This is a genomic window from Streptomyces asoensis (assembly GCF_013085465.1).
GTDB lineage: Bacteria > Actinomycetota > Actinomycetes > Streptomycetales > Streptomycetaceae > Streptomyces > Streptomyces cacaoi_A.
The window spans coordinates 9709445-9725815 of the sequence record NZ_CP049838.1 but is presented as its reverse complement, the minus strand read 5'-3'; the positions used below and the strand labels follow the sequence as shown (position 1 = coordinate 9725815).

Genomic DNA, 16371 nt, shown 5'->3' with positions numbered 1-16371 from the left:
GGCTCACCGCCTTGTGGCCCCGACCCGCGCCAGGTCCGTCAGACGTCCCCGGAAGCCGTTCGCCAGGGCCTCGGCCGTACGGCGTCCGTGATACGTCGTCTCATAGCGCAGCGCGCCGGTCAGCCGGCCCGACTCCATGGTCAGGCCGACCGAGAGAGTGGCCGCGCCGGCCAGGGAGGACTGCGGTGTCGCGTATTTGAGCCGGGAGAAATCCTGGTGGTAGGGGGCGAGGCCGGTGCGCAGTCCGTGCATGGGTAACTCGTGTTCCCGTCGGTCGACGATCCAGCCGGTCACCCCGTACAGGCGCAACTCCGCGTGCGCCAGGGCGTGGCGGAAGAAGGCCGCGTCGCCCTGGCGGCCCAGGACGGTTTCGGCGAGCCGGCCGAACGGCAGGTCGACCGCCGCCGAGGCGTCCCTGATGCGGCCGTCGACCTGCCGGAACAGTCCGCTCGGCGAGGCCCGCCTCAGATCCACCGGCACCTGGATCATGTTGGAGAACAGGCCCAGGGCGGAGCGGGTCTCGGGGCGCAGACGGCCGTGCGAGGGCGTGGAGAGGATCAGCCGCTCGCGGCCGTAGAAGCCGCCGAGGGTCCGGGTCAGCGCCGCCGCGAGCAGCGCGTACAGGGAGACCCGCTCGGCGCGGGCCGTGCGCAGCAGCCGCCGGGATTCTTCGGCCGACAGGTCCAGGGGAACGCTTTCGTAGTGGTGCTGGAGCGGGAGGAACCCGGTGGTGCGGCCGGGCAGGAGGTCCCCGGAGCCGTGGGCGCGCAGCCGGTCCGCCCAGTCCGCCAGGCGGGACGCGGTGTCGAGGCGGGCCTGAGGAGTGTTCTCGGCGCGGACGAAGTCCACGTAGGAGAAGGGGGGTCGGCCTCCGTCGGCGACGGGAGCGGCCACGCGGCGGTTGTAGAAGTCGGCGAGGTCGCGCAGGTAGACCTGATGGCTCGGCTCGTCGAAGACCATGTGGTGGAAGCTGGTCAGCAGGACGTGGTCGTCGGCGGCCAGCCGCAGCAGGGTGGCCCGGGACAGCCATTCGGTGACGTCGAAGGGGCGCGTGGTCAGGTCGAGGAGGATCTCGTGCAGTTCCCGTCGGCGCAGTGCGTCGCCCAGGTCCACCGTGTCCAGGGGGAACGGCTCCGGGCGCAGGGCCTGCCGTGGTCGGACCACCCGCTCGACCGGCGTCCCGGTGTCGAGCAACCGCAGTCGCAACGCGTCATGGCGCAGGGCGACCTCGGCGAGTGCGTCGCGTAACGCGCCGACGTCCAGGGGACCCCGCATACGGAGGGTGGTGGAGCAGTCGAGGGAGACGGCCTTGGGGTAGGGCTCGTCGTAACACCTCTCCCACTCCCAGCACCACTCCTGGCGCGAGGAGAGAGGAAGTCCCTGATCCGGCCCATGTGATGTCGCCGTCATGACCTGCCTTGGAGAAGACGTCCGAACGCTGTCGACGCTACCCGCGGCGCAGGGCAAAGCCCCTCGTCAAAGCGGTCATGCCACACAACTGTAAAACTCCGGATGGGAGTGAACGGGGTGCGTTATGTTCCTGCCATGGCGGATGTGGACACCTCGGCAACGCGGCAGGGTCCGAACGGACTCGACGGTCTCGCGGCGGCCCTCGCGCAGGCGTGGCACGGCGTGCTCGGCTCCCTCCCGGAGGAGGACTCGGACTTCTACAACGCCGGAGGCACCTCGATCGACGCGGCCCGGATCGCCTCGCAGACCGCCGAATTCGCCCCGGACGTCGAGGACTTGGACGTCACGCTGATGACCGCGCTTCTCGACGAGGCGCGCTTCGGGGACGTACGACGGCTGGGACTGGAGTCGATCGACCACGCACGGAGTGGGTCTGCCTGACCGAGCGACGGTGGCACGGCCGGGCCGACCGTCCGGTCAGCCGCGACCGGTCGCCAGGTCGGTCAACAGGTCGGCCACGAACCGTTCGCACCACTGCGCACCGAAGCACCGGCGGTCGTAGGTGAGGATCAACTGTGGCTGCGTTCCGGACAGGTTGAGCTCCAGGTCCAGCTGGGACGGGCGGACCACCGGCGTGGCGGTGCCCTCGTCCTCCCCTTCGCCCTGATCGTCGTCCAGGTCGAAGGGGGTGAAGGCGAGCCCCGCCACGGAACCCTGCCAGGAGTCCGCGGTCACGCTCACGCTCAGCGGGGCCAGGTCGTCGCGCGCCACACCCATCCCGTCCGTGAGCAGATCGACGATCTCCTCGAACTCCACTCCCTGGTGGGCCATTCCCTCACGCAGCCCGCGCCGCACCTGGGCGAGCACCCCTTGGTCACCGTACGGGCCCGAGCGGCCGACGCGGACGAGGACCGCCTGGGCGAGCGGGCCCACCGCATCGGAGTTCATGCGGTTCGCGGACATGGTGCCGAGGACGAGGTCGGCGGCCCCGGAGCGCTCCAGCACCCGGTGGGCCGCCGCGGCCGTGACGTACACGGTGGGCGTGCAGCGGGCGGCGCGGGCGTTCGTGTGGAGGAGGCCGGGCAGGGCGGGGTCGAGGGGAACGCGCAGTTCGGCGCCGTCGGGCAGCCAGCCCGGCTCCGGCCGCCGCTCGCCGATCCACGGCGTGGGGAAGCCGGACAGCTCCGTACGCCAGAACTCCCAGTCGGCGGACCTGCGGGGTTCGCGCGCCGCCAGGAGTGAGGAGTACCGGTCCGCCGCTGCGAGCGGCTCGTCCGGCCCGCGCAGATAGGCCTCCTGAAGGTCAGTCACCACTTGGTGCAGGGAGAACAGGTCCATCACGAGCCGGTGGAAGGTGAGAAGCAGGACGCCGCTGCCGTCGCCGAGAAGCGTCAGGTCGGCGCGCGCCAAGGGCTCGCCGACGAGGGGGAAGATCTCCGCGTGGGCCGCGGCCGTCGCTCGACGTACCTCGGCGAGGTGCCCGGCCTGGTCGGCAGACAGGTCCGGGCGGTGCAGGACGCGCAGCTCGTGGTGCGTGGCCGGGCCGAGGGTCAGTGTCTCGCCATCGGCGCGGAAGCCCGTGTTGAGCAGTTCATGGCGCTGAAATACGGCCGTGACGGCGTGGGAAAGCCTTTTCTCGTCGAGCATTCCGTCGAGGCGCAGCGCAATACCGGTGTGCAGCAGCGCGCTTCCTCGAACCACGCATTCCACTTCCCAGAGCCGTTGCTGCTGACGGCTCAATTCCGTGGCGTACGCACTTCCATTTGCCTGGTCCACGCGTCCGTGCACTCCCTCGCCCGAAGGTGCGACGAGTGCCGCACGGAAAACAGTGACTCCCCGTGCGGCACTTGTCGGTGGTCCTACTTCGCCGCGGCCTGCCGGCGGAGCTGCTCGAGGTTGATGAGGGCGAGGCCTACGGAGTTGACCTTGGTCATCTCAACTTCCCATCTATTCAGGAGGGTTCCTCAACCACCGGTCGGTGGCAGGGGAATGCTTCCAGGCCGGGTGATCTCCCGTCAACAAGAATCGCCACAGGGTCGGGTTGGTTCCGGATATCCGCCAGGTTTCGGCAATATCCCTTGCAGTACGCATTTCTGACGGAACATCACCGTGCGCTTCACTGCGTGTCCTCTTCGATCAATCGTTCAATGAAGTGCATGAATATCTCGCCCACCCGTGCCGCCCTTCCGGCGTCGTGGTAGTGGTTCTCGTACCACAGCGAGCCGGTGAGAGCCCCGTCCGCCATGTCCAGATCGGCGAAGAGGGTGCTGGCGCATGCCAGCGCCTGCTCGGGGCCGGCGAAGACCGGGAACGGGTGGTCGGGATCCAGGCCCTGCGGGGTCACGGTGAGCCCGGGAGGCAACGGCAGCGGTCGGTCCGGCTCCTCCGGCAGCCAGCCGGTCACTCCGCTCAGCCGCAGTTCCAGATGGGCCAGAGCGCTGCGGTAGTAGGCCCCGTCGCCCGGCGGGCGGTCCAGGACGCGGGAGGCGACCTCACTGAACGGCAGGTCGGCGCGGTCCGAGGCACGCCGGACGCTGCCGTGGACGGCCTTGACGAACACCGACAGGGACCGGAACTCCGTGTCGACCGGCACCGGGACCACGGTACTGAACAGACCGAGCGTCTCGCGGGCGCTCGCGGAGGTCCGCCCATGCGTGTATACGGAGCACACCAGGCGGTCCCGCTCGTACTCCGTGGCGACAGCGTGACCGAGGGCCGCCAGCAGGACGGTGTGCAGCGTGACGCGCTCGGCACGCGAGCGCCGCAGCAACAGCCGGGTCCGCTCGGCGGTCAGCGTCAGCGGTACGGAGCCGAACTCCGCCCCGGCGACGACCGCCCCGGCGTCGCCCGCCAGCGGGTCCGCCGCACCGTACGCCCGCAGCTCCCCGGCAAGGGTGGCTGCCCGCCCCCGCACGGCGGAGCGCACCTCGGGCGTGTGCTCCCCGCTGATCAGCCCGGTATAACTCGCGTGCTCGGTACGGCGCTTGGCGATGCCGTGGCCCGGTGAGACGCGCTCTTGGTAGCCGTGGGCGAGCAGCTCCCGGAAGAGGAGGTGGGACGTGCGGTCGAAGATCAGGTGGTGGAACTGCGCGACGAGGACGTGCTCCTCCTCGGCCGTGCGCACCAGGGTCGTGCGCGTCATGCGGTCCGTCAGGTCGAGAGGTCGCGAGAGGACCCGGGTCACCTCCGCCACACGCTCCTGCGGCGCGACCCGTACGGTGTCCAGCGGTCCCGGCTCGGGCCGCAGCGCCTGTCCGGGCCAGGCCGCGGACGGGTCCGGCCCGGCGGCTGCCACGAGGTGCAGGCGCAGCGCCTCGTGCCGGGTACCTATCTCGGCCAGCGTGTCCCGCAGTGCTCCCGTGTCGAGCGGGCCCTGGAACAGCAGGGTCTCGGACGACTCGATCGGCGTGGAGTCACCGGTGTAGCTGCGGGTCCACTCCCAGCACCAGTCCTGGCGGGAGAACAGGGGCAGCGGGGCGAGACCGGCCGAGGGAGGGTGGGTCCGGGCCTGGTGGATCATGGGTGGGCGCTCTCTTCCAGGGTGCGTACGGCCGCGACGTACCGGCGGCTGCTTCCCGAGGGACCGAGCAGCTCCGGCAGGGCGCGTACGGCGGGCACGGGGTGCTTCTCGGTGAACCGGGTGAGGTTCACCGTGTGCTGTTCCCAGCGGTCGGCGCGTTCGTGGGTGAGGTGCACGCCCGGTGCGGCGGGAGCGAGGCGCATCCCGACCCCCGACGACCACAGGCGCAGGCCGAGTTCGAGGTCCTCGCACCCCCATGTCGTACCGAACGTCTCGTCGTAGCCCCCGGATCGCTCCCACAGCCCGTGCGGCATGGAGGTGTTGGCGCCGATGCAGGTCAACCATGGTGCCACCGCCTCCAGTTCACCCTCCGCCATGCGGGTGACCAAGGTTTCCAGGGCGTTCGCCACCGTGCGCCCGAACCGGCCGCCCGTCGCCGCCGCATGGGGATCGGGAAGGAGTTCGTCCGGGTCGGTGGCCAGCAGACGCCGGGCGGCGGGAAGTTCGCGGACCGGACCGTGGACGCAGGCGGGCTCCCGGCCGGTGTGCTCGGCGACGTGGGCTGCCAGGGCCGGCGGCGGGAGCAGGATGTCGTCGTCCAGGAAGATCAGCAGGCGGCCCCGGGCCGCGGCCGCCCCGGCGTTGCGTGCGGCCGCGCGGCCCGCCCTCGGTCCCGGCACGGTGTGCAGGGGCAGCCGTGCGGTGGCGGCCGCCACGACGTCGGCGGTGCCGTCGGTGCAACCGTCGTCGACGACCACGATCTCGTGGGGCTCCGGGCACACCTGACGGGCCAGGCAGGCCAGGACGAGCCGCAGACTGTCCGCCTTGTCGCGGGTGGGGATGACCACGCTGACCGTCGGCCGGGTCATGTCGGGCTCCCCTCGCGGAGCAGGTCCGACCCACCGAGCAGGCTCGTGCCGTGGGCGGCCAGCAGGGCGGCGCCTGCGAGGGAGGAGTGCGGACCATGGACGGCCGGTCCGACCTCGGGGAGCGGCCGGCCCGGGCGGCCGGTCGCGGCCAGGCGCCGCGCGATCCGTCGGGGCAGGGGCGCGAGCGCGGCTCCGAGGCCGCCGCCGATGCGTACCTGCGCGGGCTGGACGAGCTCCACGAGGACCCGCAACGCGCGGGCGATCGAGTCGGCCGCGTGATCGAGGGTGCGCTCCGCCCAGGGTTCGGCGCGGTCCACGCCCGCCACCAACTCGGCGGTCGTCGTGGGAAGTCCACGGTCCACACAGGCGTGCGCGGCCAGCGCCTCGGCCGAGACCGCGGCCTGAAGGCAGCCGCGGGTGCCGCACCGGCAGTGCGGGCCCTCCGGGTCGACCACCAGGTGGCCCAGCTCGCCCGCCGTGCCCCAGGCGCCGGTCAGCAGTCGGCCACCGCTGACCAGCCCGCCGCCGACGCCTGTGCCGATGCCCAGGTAGACCAGGTCACGACTGCCCGTGGAGCGGGCCTCGGCCAGCGCGGCGAGCGTCGCGTCGTCGCCGAACAGGACCTCGGCGCCGTTGCCCGCGAAGGGCGCGCGCAGCGAACGGCCCACCCAGCCGGGCCGGTTGGGCCAACTCACGACCGTCCCGTCGACTCCGACATTGGGCGCCGCCGCCACGCCGATACGGACGGGGGCCTCCCCCAGCGCGCCGACCGCCTCGGCCACGGACGCCTCCAGCAGCTCCGACTCGACTCCCGCGTCACCGCCGACAGGCCACGGCACGGTGCGCTCGTACACGGCCGCACCGGCGGCGACCGCGCGCAGGGCGAGCTTGGTGCCTCCGATGTCCACGGCGAGAATGCCGGCCGCCGTACCGGAGTCCGTGCGCGGGCGGGTACCGGTCACGACGGCTTCCGGGCCGCGAGGATCGCGTACGGCGCCTGTTCGACACCGTGGCTCTCCTCCACCCGCAGCCCCACCGCCTCCAGGCCTCCCCGCAGCTCCTGCGTGGTCCACCAGTGGAGGTGTCCGTCGACAAGCCAGCGGACGACCGTCGTACGGCTCGTCGCGTCGGTGAGGGCGAGCGGGTCGGGCACGAAGGCGTCGGCCACCACGAGCAGGCCCTTCGGCTTCAGCAGTGCGGCCAGCGAGCCGAGTTGGGCAGCCGGGCCGTGGACACCGCCGAGGACCACGCAGGCGCCGTACTCCGCTTCGCCCGCCGTCGGGGCTCCGTCGGCGCCGATCTCCAGGAGCGCACCGTCGACGGCGACCTCGGCGAGCAACGCCTCGACGGTCGCGCGCAGGGCCCTCTCCGGTGCCGGGGGTCCGGCGGGCAGCCGCGGTGCCTCGCCCGGCGCTTCGCCGCGCACCCGGGCCGCCAGGGTCCGGCCGGCCGACACGACGTCCGGGGCATACGACCAGGCGTCCGGAGTACCCGCGGATGGGGTGTCCGTGACCAACAGCCCCACTGCGCAGGCGGTGTCCAGCACGGACGACAGCACGTCCGCGCGCAGCCCCGCCGTCCGGGCCAGGTCGGCGGCGGTGCCGCCGTCGGCCAGGCGCGGGGGCAGGCCGAGTTCGGTGAGGGCCGCCGCCAGGACCTGCTCGGCTGTGTCGCCGGGGCGGGCGGCGGCGCGTGCGAGGCGGTACACGGGGGCCGCCTGCGCCTTGCCGACGGCGGAGCGGCGCAGCCGGTAGCGCGGCTGAAAGCTGTCGGGCACCTTGTACGCGGCCAGTTCGGTGCGGGCATACGCCTGCACCCGCTGCGGTGCGGCCAGTTCGGCGTCGGCGGGCACGTACTCGACGGTGAGACCCTGGTCGTCCGAGTCGTCCGGTCCCGTCGCCGTGACCGAGACGTCGGCGACTCCGGGGGCCGCCCGCAGCACCGACTCCACCTCCATCGTGGAGACCCAGCGGGCCCCCCGGCGTACCACTCCGAGCCGGGCTCTGCCCAGGATGCGGTGCACACCCCGCTCGTCGCGATCGGCGAGATCGTGCAGTCGGTGGGTCGAGCCGTCCTCCAGGACGACGGCGAGTTCGCCCTGGACCGCGCCCTGGCCGGGCAGGGGCGTGCCGTCGGGGTCCAGCAGGTCGACCCGAACGCCGGGCATCGGACGGCCGACGGCTCCCGACGGCAGTCCCGGGTCCCCCCACAGTACGGAGCCCGTCTCGCTGGAGCCGAAGTTGCGGGAGACGCCCACACCGAGTGTGCGGGTCCACAGCGCGTCCAGCTCGGCGTCCACGTATCCGGCGCCGGCCATCACTCGGCGCAGCGCGGGGAAGGGCGCGTCGTCGGCCAGGGCCCGGCGGCGCGCCAGGACACGGGCCAGGCCGGGCACGGTGACCAGGACCGTCGCCCGCTCGCGCAGCCGGGTGTGCACCGCGCCGACGGCACGCGGCGGCACCGGGTCCACGTGCGCCCCGGCCACCAGCGCGCCGGCCAGCCAGCCGAGCGCGTAGGCGTGGCTCAACGGCAACGGCAGCAGTACGGAGTCGTCGGGCCGCGCCAGACCGGCGCGGTGGTAGCGCACGCCCTCGTCGAGCACGGAACGCGGCGACCGCGCCACCAGCTTGGGTGTCCCGGTCGACCCGGAGGAGACGAGCAGAACCGTGCCCGGGGTGTGTGCGGCCGTATCGGAGCCCGCGTCGGCAGCGGTGATCCCGTCACCGACGAGCGCCCCGTTCGCCTCGTCGTCCGCCGCCCGCAGTACCGTCCAGTCGGCCTCGTCGTGGTCCGCCACGAGCGTCCGGCGGGCCCTGGCAGTCCTCAGCAGCCTGCGGGTCTCCGCCGGTGGCGAGTCCGTGGGCAGCAGCAGGGGGCAGGCGCCCGCCGCGGTCAGCGCGAGCAGGCCCAGCACCCATTCCGGCTGGTTGGGCCCCTGGAGTCCGACGGCTTCCGCGGGCCGTACGCCCTGTGCGCGCAGCCGTTCGGCCAGCTCTGTCACCCGTGCGACGGCGGTACGGCGGGTCAGATCACCCAGCGCGAGTGCGTCCGGGTCCAGGTCCGCCCGGGAGAACGCCTCCCACAGGTCCGCGGCCGTCACTTCGCCGTACCCTGCGCCGCCGTCTCCAGCCGGCGCACCAGTGCCTGCGCGGCGAGCTCGTACCCGTGGGTGCCGAAGCCCGCGATGACGCCCACGGCGAGCGGGGAGACGACGGAGTTGTGCCGGAAGGACTCGCGGGCCCAGACGTTGGAGATGTGCACCTCGGCCCAGGGCGCCGGGTAGTCGGCGAGGGCGTCGCGCAGGCTCCAGCCGGCGATCATCAGCGCGCCGGGATTGACGATCGCGGCGACGGTGTCCCGGTGCTTGTGCAGTGCCCGGATCAACTCGCCCTCACCGTCGTGCTGTTCGCTGCGCAGTCCGTATCCTCCGCGGGCCAGCAGCTCGGCCACGGCCTCCTCCACCTCGGCGAGGGTGGTGGTGCCGTAGATCCCGGGTTCGCGCGTGCCGAGCGTGCCCAGGTTGGGGCCGTTGAGCAGCAGCAGGTCACGGGAGGTCGAGGCGATGGTCACGCGGGGATCCCTTCACGGCGGTGCAGCAGGGCGGCCAGTTCGGCGCACGAGCCGGCCACCAGGTCGGGCTGGTGGGCGAGCAGTTCCTCCCGGTCGCCCTGGCCCCAGAGACCGGCGGCCGTCCGGGTGCCGGCCGCGCGGCCGGCCCGGAGGTCCAGCGCGGAGTCGCCGACCATGACGGCGCCCTCGGCGGAGGCTCCGATCTTCTCCAGGGCGAGCAGGACGATGTCCGGAGCCGGTTTGCCCTCAGCCACCTCGTCGCTGCCGCACACCGCGTCCACCAGGTCCAGCAGGCCGGTCGCCGCCAGGGCCTCGACGGCACGGCCATGGGTCTTGCCGGTGGCCACGGCGGTGGGCACGCCCGCCTCGCGCAGTCCGGCGAGGAGCTCAGCGGCGCCGGGGCACGGCTCGATCTCGTGAACGAGTTTGCGGCTCTCGACGACGAACGGCTCGTACATCCCGGCGGGCAGGCCCATGATCGTCAGGGTGTCGGGCATGTGCCGCCCGAGGTGGGTCAGGTACTCCTCGAAGGGTGCCTCGCCGTCGCCGACCGTGAGGTCGTAGGCGCGCTGGAAGGCCCTGCGCATCACGTGGATGCTGTCGATGAGCACGCCGTCCAGGTCCAGGACGACCGCCCGCGGCCTGAGGTCACTCACCGTTCGCTCCCTTTCGGACGGCTTCGGCCGCTGTCCGCAGGCTCGCCGTCAGATGGGTGACGTCGTCGTCCGTCATGGTCGCGCCGAGTCCGACGGTGACGGACCGGCCCAGGACGGCCTCGCTGGCGCGCAGGCGCGCGGTGGCGTCCCAGGCGGTGCCCCAGGCGGTGCGGCCGGCGCGGACGGCGGGGTTCTGCTGGACGAGTCGGCCCGAGTAGAGCGTGGCCGCGGGGATGCCGGCCGCGGTGAGTACGGTGACGAACCGACGGGCGGCCATGCGGTTGTCCAGCAGGACCGTGAGATCGCCGCCGCTGCCCTCCTCGTCCGGCAGCCGCCGCCACTCGAGCTCCAGGTCGGCAAGGTCGGCTCGGACGGTCCGGGCGATGTCGCGCAGCCGTCGCAGCATCGGCGTGAGCCGTTCCAGCTGGACGGACAGCAGGGCGCCGGCGATCTCGGTCATCCGCAGGTTGGCGCCGAGGAAGGCCTCACCGGCGCCGCCGCCGCGCTCGCCGCTGCGCGAGGTGGTGAACTGCCCGCCCTGGTCCTGGTAACGGACCGCGCGGTCGTGGACGTCGGGGTCCGTCGTGACGACGGCGCCGCCCTCGCCGGCGGTGATGTTCTTCTCCAGCTGGAAGCTGAAGGCGCCCGCGTCGCCGATCGACCCCACCGGACGTCCCCGGTAGCTCACCCCGCAGGCCTGGGCGGCGTCCTCCAGTACCCGGAGGCCGTGCTTGCGGGCGACGGCCAGGATCGGGTCCATGTCGGCGGCGGCGTTGTTGAGGTGGACGGGCATCACCGCGAAGGTCCGCTCGGTGACGAGCTGTTCCCACGCCGTGGGGTCGAGGGTGAGCGACTCGTCGATGTCGGCGAAGACGGGGATGCCGCGTGCGGCCACGACGGCGTTGACGCATCCGACGAAGGTCGCCGACGGCACGATGACCTCGCCGCCCTCGGGTATCCCCAGGCCGACCAGGGCGCAGGTCAGGGCGGCAGTGCCGGAGGACACGCCGACGGCGTGGGGTGCCTGGTGAAGGGCGGCGAAGCGCTCCTCGAACCGCTCGACGCGGTGCTGGAGCGCGGGACCGTAGTAGCGGAAGAGGGAGCGGCTCTCCAGCACGTCGAGCGCGGCGGCCTTCTCCTCCTCGCCCCACAGGGCCAGGCCGCGCAGCGGCTCGTAGCGCAGCGTCGTGGGCTCGGACAGGGATGCAGTCATGAATTCGTCTCCGGTGCTGTCCAGCGGGCGGACGTGGCGCGGTAACAGGCCTCGACGACGGCGAGGGCTTCACGGGCCTCGCGCAGGGCCCGGCCCGTGGCGTCGGCCCGGGCCAGTTCGGATGCCAGCGCGTCGAGTTGCTGGTCGTACTCGTCGCCGACGCCGGCCGGCGGCAGCGGCACTCGGCGCTCTCCGCCTTCCTGGCGGAGCGTGAGCGTCGGTTCGGTCACGCGTCGGGGGCTGAACCCGAACGTCGTGGTCAGCTCGGCGGTGCCCGCGGTGCCGTGCAGCACCAGCCGGGTGCGGTCGACCGTCTCGTGCGACGCCCAGGCGAAGCGCAGCTGCATGCCGTATCGCTCGGTGGCCACCAGGGCGGTGAGTTGGTCCTCGACGTCGGCGTTCCCGAGGGCGGCCGTGCCGGCGTGCCAGTCCGCGCCCCAGCCTTCACGGGTGAGGAAGTCGCAGGAGGCGAGAGCGGTGGCGTGGCGCACGCCGGAGGCGCCCCACAGATGGTGGAGAACATCGATGACGTGCCAGCCCAGGTCGACCAGGACGCCGCCGCCGGCCGTCTCCCGGCGGGCGAACCAGTCGCTGCCGGGAATGCCCCGGGAGCGGACCCAGCTCAGCTCGGCGAGGCGGGGCGTGCCGAGCGCCCCGTCCGCGACAAGGCGCGCCAGCTCCCCCACGTCCGTGCGGTGGCGGGCGGCGGTGGACAGCAGCAGTCGTCCCCCGCCGTCGCGGGCCGCGTCTTCGAGGAGCCGCAGGTGGCCGAAGTCGGTACCGGTGGGCTTCTCCAGAAAGACGGCGAGGCCCTGGCGCAGGAAATGGCCCGCGAGGGTGCCGTGGGTGTGGTTCGGGGTGAGGACGAAGACGAGGTCGGCCTCGTCCGGCCCGAGCTCCTGGTACCCGCCGTACACCCGCGCCCCGCCCACCAGGGCGGTGGCCCGCTCGACGGCCTCCGGCCGCGGCTCCACCACGGCGACGACCTCGAAGTCCGGGTGCTTGACCAGCCGGGGCAGCCATACCTCGCGGGCCACCCAGCCCAGCCCGACGACGGCGACCCTCATCAAGCCGAACGCTTCTTCCCCGCCAGCTCGGACAGCACCTTGGCCACGGCCTCCGCGACATCGGCGCAGTCGGCGTCCGTGCCGAGCAGCACCCGGTGGTGCAGCCAGAAGCCGTGCGCGCCCAGGTGTTCGCTGACCGGGTTGCGCTCGGCGAGTTCGGCCGTGTCCGGCAGTCCGTTGCCGCGCAGCGCCTCGTGGGCCTGCGTCCGGTAGACCGGCGGGTAGTTGACGAAGGCGGGGATGCCCTCGGCGACCAGCGCCCTGACCACCAGGTCGCGGTCGGTCCCGGAATGCGCTGCGGGGTCCAGGGCGGCCATGGCCATGTAGTGCGGGTTGAGGTCACAGCGGGGGTCGCGGCCCTGCGGGACCACGCCGGGTATCTCGCGCAGCGCCGCGGACAGCGTCTTCCAGCGGCTCTCGCGGCGCGCGTTCTGCTCGGCGAGCCGCCCCAGCTGGGCCCGCAGGACCGCGCCTGCGAACTCCGTCATGCGGTAGTTGGACGACGGGGTGCGGTGCTCGTAGTGCGTGTCGCCGAGGGGCCGGCCGCAGCTGTGCCGGGCGAACGCCTCGTCGAACCACTCCTGCGACGGCAGGAGCAGTGCCCCGCCCTCGCCCGCCGTCATCAGCTTGCCGTTCTGGAAGCTGAACGCGGCGAGCGTGCCGAAGTCGCCGATGCGCCGGCCGGACCAGACGGCGCCGTGCGCGTGCGCGGCGTCCTGGAAGACGACGACGTCGTGCCGGGCCGCCCAGGCACCGATGGCATCCATGTCGGCGACGTGCCCGGCCATGTGCACAGGGATGACGACGCGCGTCCGCGGGGTGCGGACGGCCTCCAGGGCCTGCGGGTCGAGGCAGTACGTCACGGGGTCCACGTCGACCGGGACCGGGATGCCGCCCGCCCGCTGTACGGCGATGGAGGTGGAGATGAAGGTGAAGGCGGGCACGATCACCTCGTCGCCCGGCTTCAGGCCCAGCAGCTCCAGGCCGAGTTCCAGGGCGTGTGTGCCGTTGGTGACGGCGAGCGTCGTGCCGCCGTGGTACTCGCCGAACTCCGCCTCGAACGAGGTGATCTCGGAGCCGCCGACTCGCCACCACTGGCCCTGGTCGACCGCGCGGATCAGTGCCGCGCGCTCGGTGTCGTCGTGGTACGGCCAGGCCGGAAAGTCGTGGCGGCGGACCGGATTGCCACCGTCGAGTGCCAGAGCCACAGTGCGTCCCTCTCAGTCGGTGTCAGTCGTTGGCGGGGCTGCCGGTCGCCGGCGACGGGGAGGACGCCAGGGCGTCCAGGTCGTCGGCCGAGTGCGCCACCACGTAGTCTTCCATGATCATCCAGTCCAGCCGGCTGCCGCCGTAGAACTCGAGGGCCTGCTGCGGGGTCTCGACGATCGGCTGACCGTTGTCGTTGAACGACGTGTTGAGCACCACCGGAACGCCGGTCAACTGGTGGAAGTGCGCGATCAGTCGGTGGTAGGCGCCGTTGTCCTCGGCTGTCACGGTCTGCACCCGGGCGGTGCCGTCGACGTGCACGATGGCGGGGACCTCGCCCTGCTTCTCGGGCCGGACCGGGGCCACGATGAGCATGTACGGCGACTCGATGTCCAGGTCGAAGTAGTCGGCCGCGTGCTCGCGCAGCACCGCCGGGGCGAAGGGCCGGAAGGGCTCCCGGTGTTTGACGCGGGCGTTGATGATGTCCTTCATCTCGGCGCGCCGGGGGTCGGCCAGGATGCTGCGGTGGCCCAGGGCGCGCGGCCCGAACTCCGACCCACCGGTGAACCAGCCCAGCAGCTTGCCCTGCGCGAGCAGTTCGGCCCCGATCCGGGACGGCTCGTCCACTTTGCGGTAGGGCAGTCCGGAGGCGTCGAGCGCGGCCCGCACCTCGGAGTCGTCGTAGGTGCGGCCGAGGTAGGCGTGGCGCTGGGCGGTGCGAGCGGGCTTTTCGCGGGGCTGTCCGGCGATGACGTGGTAGCCGTAGTAGGCGTTGCCGACGGCGCAGCCGCCGTCGCCCGCGGCGGGCTGCACGAAGACGTTCTCGAAGGGGGTCTCGCGCAGGAGCCGGCCGTTGGCCACGCAGTTCAGCGCGACGCCGCCGGCCAGGCACAGGTCGGTGAGCCCGGTGTCCGCGTGCAGCCGCCGGGCCACGTGCAGGAGGGCCTCCTCCAGCGTGTCCTGGGCCGCGTAGGCCAGATCGGCGGCGCGGGCGAAGCGTTCGTCGCCCGCGTAGCCGTCGAGGGCGTGCTCGATGAAGTCGAGCAGTCCGCCGTTCTTGAGGTGCAGTTCGTAGCGGCCGTCGGGCAGCAGCGTGAGGTACTCGCGGAACTCCTTGCAGTAGCGCGGGGTTCCGTAGGGCGCGAGGCCCATCGTCTTGCCGTCTTCGGACAGGTACCAGTGGCGGCCCTCGTACTCGTTCTCGTACAGGACGAAGCCGATGGCCTTGCTGACCGCCTTGTACATGTAGCCGAGGGAGTGGTCGCTGTCGCCGGCCTGGTAGACCCGGAGGGCGCTGAGGCCGTCGGTGGACCAGTTGGTGCCGAGCACCTTGGACAGCTCGGTGATGGTGGTGCCCTCGCCGACGGCGGTGGTGAGGGTTTCCACGCCCTGGTCGTCGATCAGGCTGCCGGCTCCGTCGACCACGAGAATGGCCGCCCGTTCGAAGGGCGAGGGGAAGAAGGTGCTGGCCGCGTGGGCCATGTGATGGCGTATCAGGTGGATGCGCTTACGGAAGGGAAAGTACGCGGGCGCCAGCAGCGTGTCGTCGGCGACGATGACGTCGACGTCCGCGAGGCGTGCCTGCGCCATGTCGAGGCAGTACCGCCACGACTCGTTGAACAGCGAGTTGACTCCGACCGAGTACTTGACCCGGCGTACCCGCTCTTCCTCGATTCCGGCGGCGATGACGCCGTCCGAGACGAGGCACGCGGCGAAGTCGTGGTTGGACCCGCCCAGGCCGAGAGTCAGCATCCCCGTGTTTCCCCTCTTCGAGCTCGCAGGATTCCTTGTGTCACGGCCGCACGGCGTGGATCAGGTGGTTCAGTGTGTCGTCCCCGTCCGCCATCGGCGGCTTCAGAACGCTGGGCTCCAGGCCCATCTCCCGCAGATACAGACAGAGTTCGGCGACCCGGCCGTGCACGTCCTGGACGTCGATGAACACGTTGCGCAGCAGGGGACGCAGGCCCACGTCGATGCCCCGGAGGATCTCCAGTTCGGAGCCCACCGCGTCGATCTTCAAGAGATCCACGGGCCGGTCGGTGCCGATGTGGCGGGAGAGCCGGTCGACGGTGACGGTGATCTCGCGTCCCTGGAACATCCGCTCCACGACCCGCGGCGGAAAGCTCTTGCCCAGGAGTTCCCTCAACTGCCCCTGATCCTGCGGGTACAGCGTCGAACTGCTGGGGAGCAGCGGGTAGTAGCGGAAGGACACACCCGCCGCCGCCTCGCTCCCCAGGGCCGTCTCGTGCACGGACACGTCATGGAGACCGAACTCCGCCACGTTGGCGTGCAGAGCCGCGACGAGTTCGGGCAGCGGTTCGAAGGCCACGATGCGGGCCTTGGGCCGCCGTTGCTTCACGAAGAGCGTGAAGAGCCCGATGTTCGCCCCGACGTCGATGACGAACGGCTCGTCGGGAAGGGAAATACCGGCGTAGGTTCCGCCTTCGAACATCTCGCGGTACAGAAAGCGTGCGTCCAGCGCGCTGACGGCGTGCACGGAGAATCCCTCGGCGACTTCCGTCAGCTTGGGGGGTGTCATAGACCGAGGCTCCGGCGCTCAGCCGAGACGTTCGACGACGTAGTCGGCCAGCCGGTCCTCGGACGTGAGCGTGTCCTCGGTGAGGTCCTCGTCCTCGAACGTCACACCGAAGCGCTCCTCGAGGAGAAGCAGGAACTCCAGCGCGTCCAGCGAGGTGAATCCATAGGCTTCGAGGAAGTTGCTGCTGTTCTCATTCACCGTACGACCACTGGAGGCGGCAAACTCCTTGGCGATTTGGTGGATCTCCTGGAGCACTTCGTCGCGGTTCACAGACAGCCTTTCATTCGTTCGGACGAGTGACAATCTAGTCGGTGGGTCAGA

At 72.0% G+C, this 16371-nt stretch carries 15 protein-coding genes; 1 reads left to right on the top strand and 14 read right to left on the bottom strand.

What is annotated here, in order from left to right:
* Nucleotides 1–3: 3 nt before the first annotated feature.
* Nucleotides 4–1410, bottom strand: coding sequence for a condensation domain-containing protein (locus G9272_RS43095; RefSeq protein ID WP_171401624.1), 1407 nt, complete (start codon nt 1408–1410; stop codon nt 4–6).
* A 135-nt stretch (nt 1411–1545) separates the two neighbouring features.
* Between G9272_RS43095 and G9272_RS43090 the strand changes: the two genes are divergently transcribed.
* A complete protein-coding gene (locus G9272_RS43090; protein WP_171401623.1) occupies nt 1546–1851 on the top strand; it encodes a phosphopantetheine-binding protein in 306 nt (101 codons plus the stop codon).
* A gap of 36 nt (nt 1852–1887) precedes the next feature.
* Here G9272_RS43090 and G9272_RS43085 read toward each other — a convergent pair whose 3' ends face one another.
* The 13 genes from G9272_RS43085 to G9272_RS43030 form a co-directional block, all read right to left on the bottom strand.
* Nucleotides 1888–3186, bottom strand: coding sequence for a condensation domain-containing protein (locus tag G9272_RS43085; RefSeq protein WP_301272164.1), 1299 nt, complete (start codon nt 3184–3186; stop codon nt 1888–1890).
* 340 nt (nt 3187–3526) lie between these two features.
* On the bottom strand, nt 3527–4930 hold the full coding sequence (locus G9272_RS43080) for a condensation domain-containing protein (RefSeq protein WP_171401621.1): 1404 nt from the start codon (nt 4928–4930) through the stop codon (nt 3527–3529).
* The gene (locus tag G9272_RS43075; protein WP_171401620.1) at nt 4927–5799 is read right to left on the bottom strand and encodes a glycosyltransferase family 2 protein; all 873 of its coding nucleotides are present in this window, start codon (nt 5797–5799) and stop codon (nt 4927–4929) included. The genes G9272_RS43080 and G9272_RS43075 overlap by 4 nt, the downstream gene beginning before the upstream one ends.
* Nucleotides 5796–6761 (bottom strand): ROK family protein, encoded by a 966-nt coding sequence (locus tag G9272_RS43070; protein WP_216377866.1) that lies wholly within the window; start codon nt 6759–6761, stop codon nt 5796–5798. The genes G9272_RS43075 and G9272_RS43070 overlap by 4 nt, the downstream gene beginning before the upstream one ends.
* Nucleotides 6758–8899, bottom strand: a complete 2142-nt coding sequence (locus G9272_RS44860; protein ID WP_216377865.1) for an AMP-binding protein — start codon at nt 8897–8899, stop codon at nt 6758–6760. The genes G9272_RS43070 and G9272_RS44860 overlap by 4 nt, the downstream gene beginning before the upstream one ends.
* Nucleotides 8896–9369: a type II 3-dehydroquinate dehydratase gene (locus tag G9272_RS43065; protein ID WP_171401619.1), complete on the bottom strand. Its 474-nt coding sequence runs from the start codon at nt 9367–9369 to the stop codon at nt 8896–8898. The genes G9272_RS44860 and G9272_RS43065 overlap by 4 nt, the downstream gene beginning before the upstream one ends.
* A complete protein-coding gene (locus G9272_RS43060; protein WP_171401618.1) occupies nt 9366–10025 on the bottom strand; it encodes an HAD-IA family hydrolase in 660 nt (219 codons plus the stop codon). The genes G9272_RS43065 and G9272_RS43060 overlap by 4 nt, the downstream gene beginning before the upstream one ends.
* Nucleotides 10018–11238 carry a DegT/DnrJ/EryC1/StrS family aminotransferase gene (locus G9272_RS43055; protein ID WP_171401617.1) on the bottom strand — a complete coding sequence of 407 codons (1221 nt, stop codon included), beginning with the start codon at nt 11236–11238 and terminating at the stop codon, nt 10018–10020. The genes G9272_RS43060 and G9272_RS43055 overlap by 8 nt, the downstream gene beginning before the upstream one ends.
* Entirely contained in the window at nt 11235–12305 is a 1071-nt protein-coding gene (locus tag G9272_RS43050; protein WP_171401616.1) for a Gfo/Idh/MocA family protein, read from the bottom strand. The genes G9272_RS43055 and G9272_RS43050 overlap by 4 nt, the downstream gene beginning before the upstream one ends.
* Complete coding sequence (locus tag G9272_RS43045; RefSeq protein WP_171401615.1) at nt 12305–13513, bottom strand: DegT/DnrJ/EryC1/StrS family aminotransferase; 1209 nt, start codon at nt 13511–13513, stop codon at nt 12305–12307. The genes G9272_RS43050 and G9272_RS43045 overlap by 1 nt, the downstream gene beginning before the upstream one ends.
* Nucleotides 13514–13535: 22 nt before the next feature.
* Nucleotides 13536–15263 carry a carbamoyltransferase family protein gene (locus G9272_RS43040; protein ID WP_171401614.1) on the bottom strand — a complete coding sequence of 576 codons (1728 nt, stop codon included), beginning with the start codon at nt 15261–15263 and terminating at the stop codon, nt 13536–13538.
* A 40-nt stretch (nt 15264–15303) separates the two neighbouring features.
* Nucleotides 15304–16050, bottom strand: coding sequence for an FkbM family methyltransferase (locus G9272_RS43035; protein ID WP_171401613.1), 747 nt, complete (start codon nt 16048–16050; stop codon nt 15304–15306).
* Between the two features lie 18 nt (nt 16051–16068).
* Entirely contained in the window at nt 16069–16320 is a 252-nt protein-coding gene (locus tag G9272_RS43030; protein ID WP_020129798.1) for a phosphopantetheine-binding protein, read from the bottom strand.
* Nucleotides 16321–16371 lie beyond the last annotated feature (51 nt).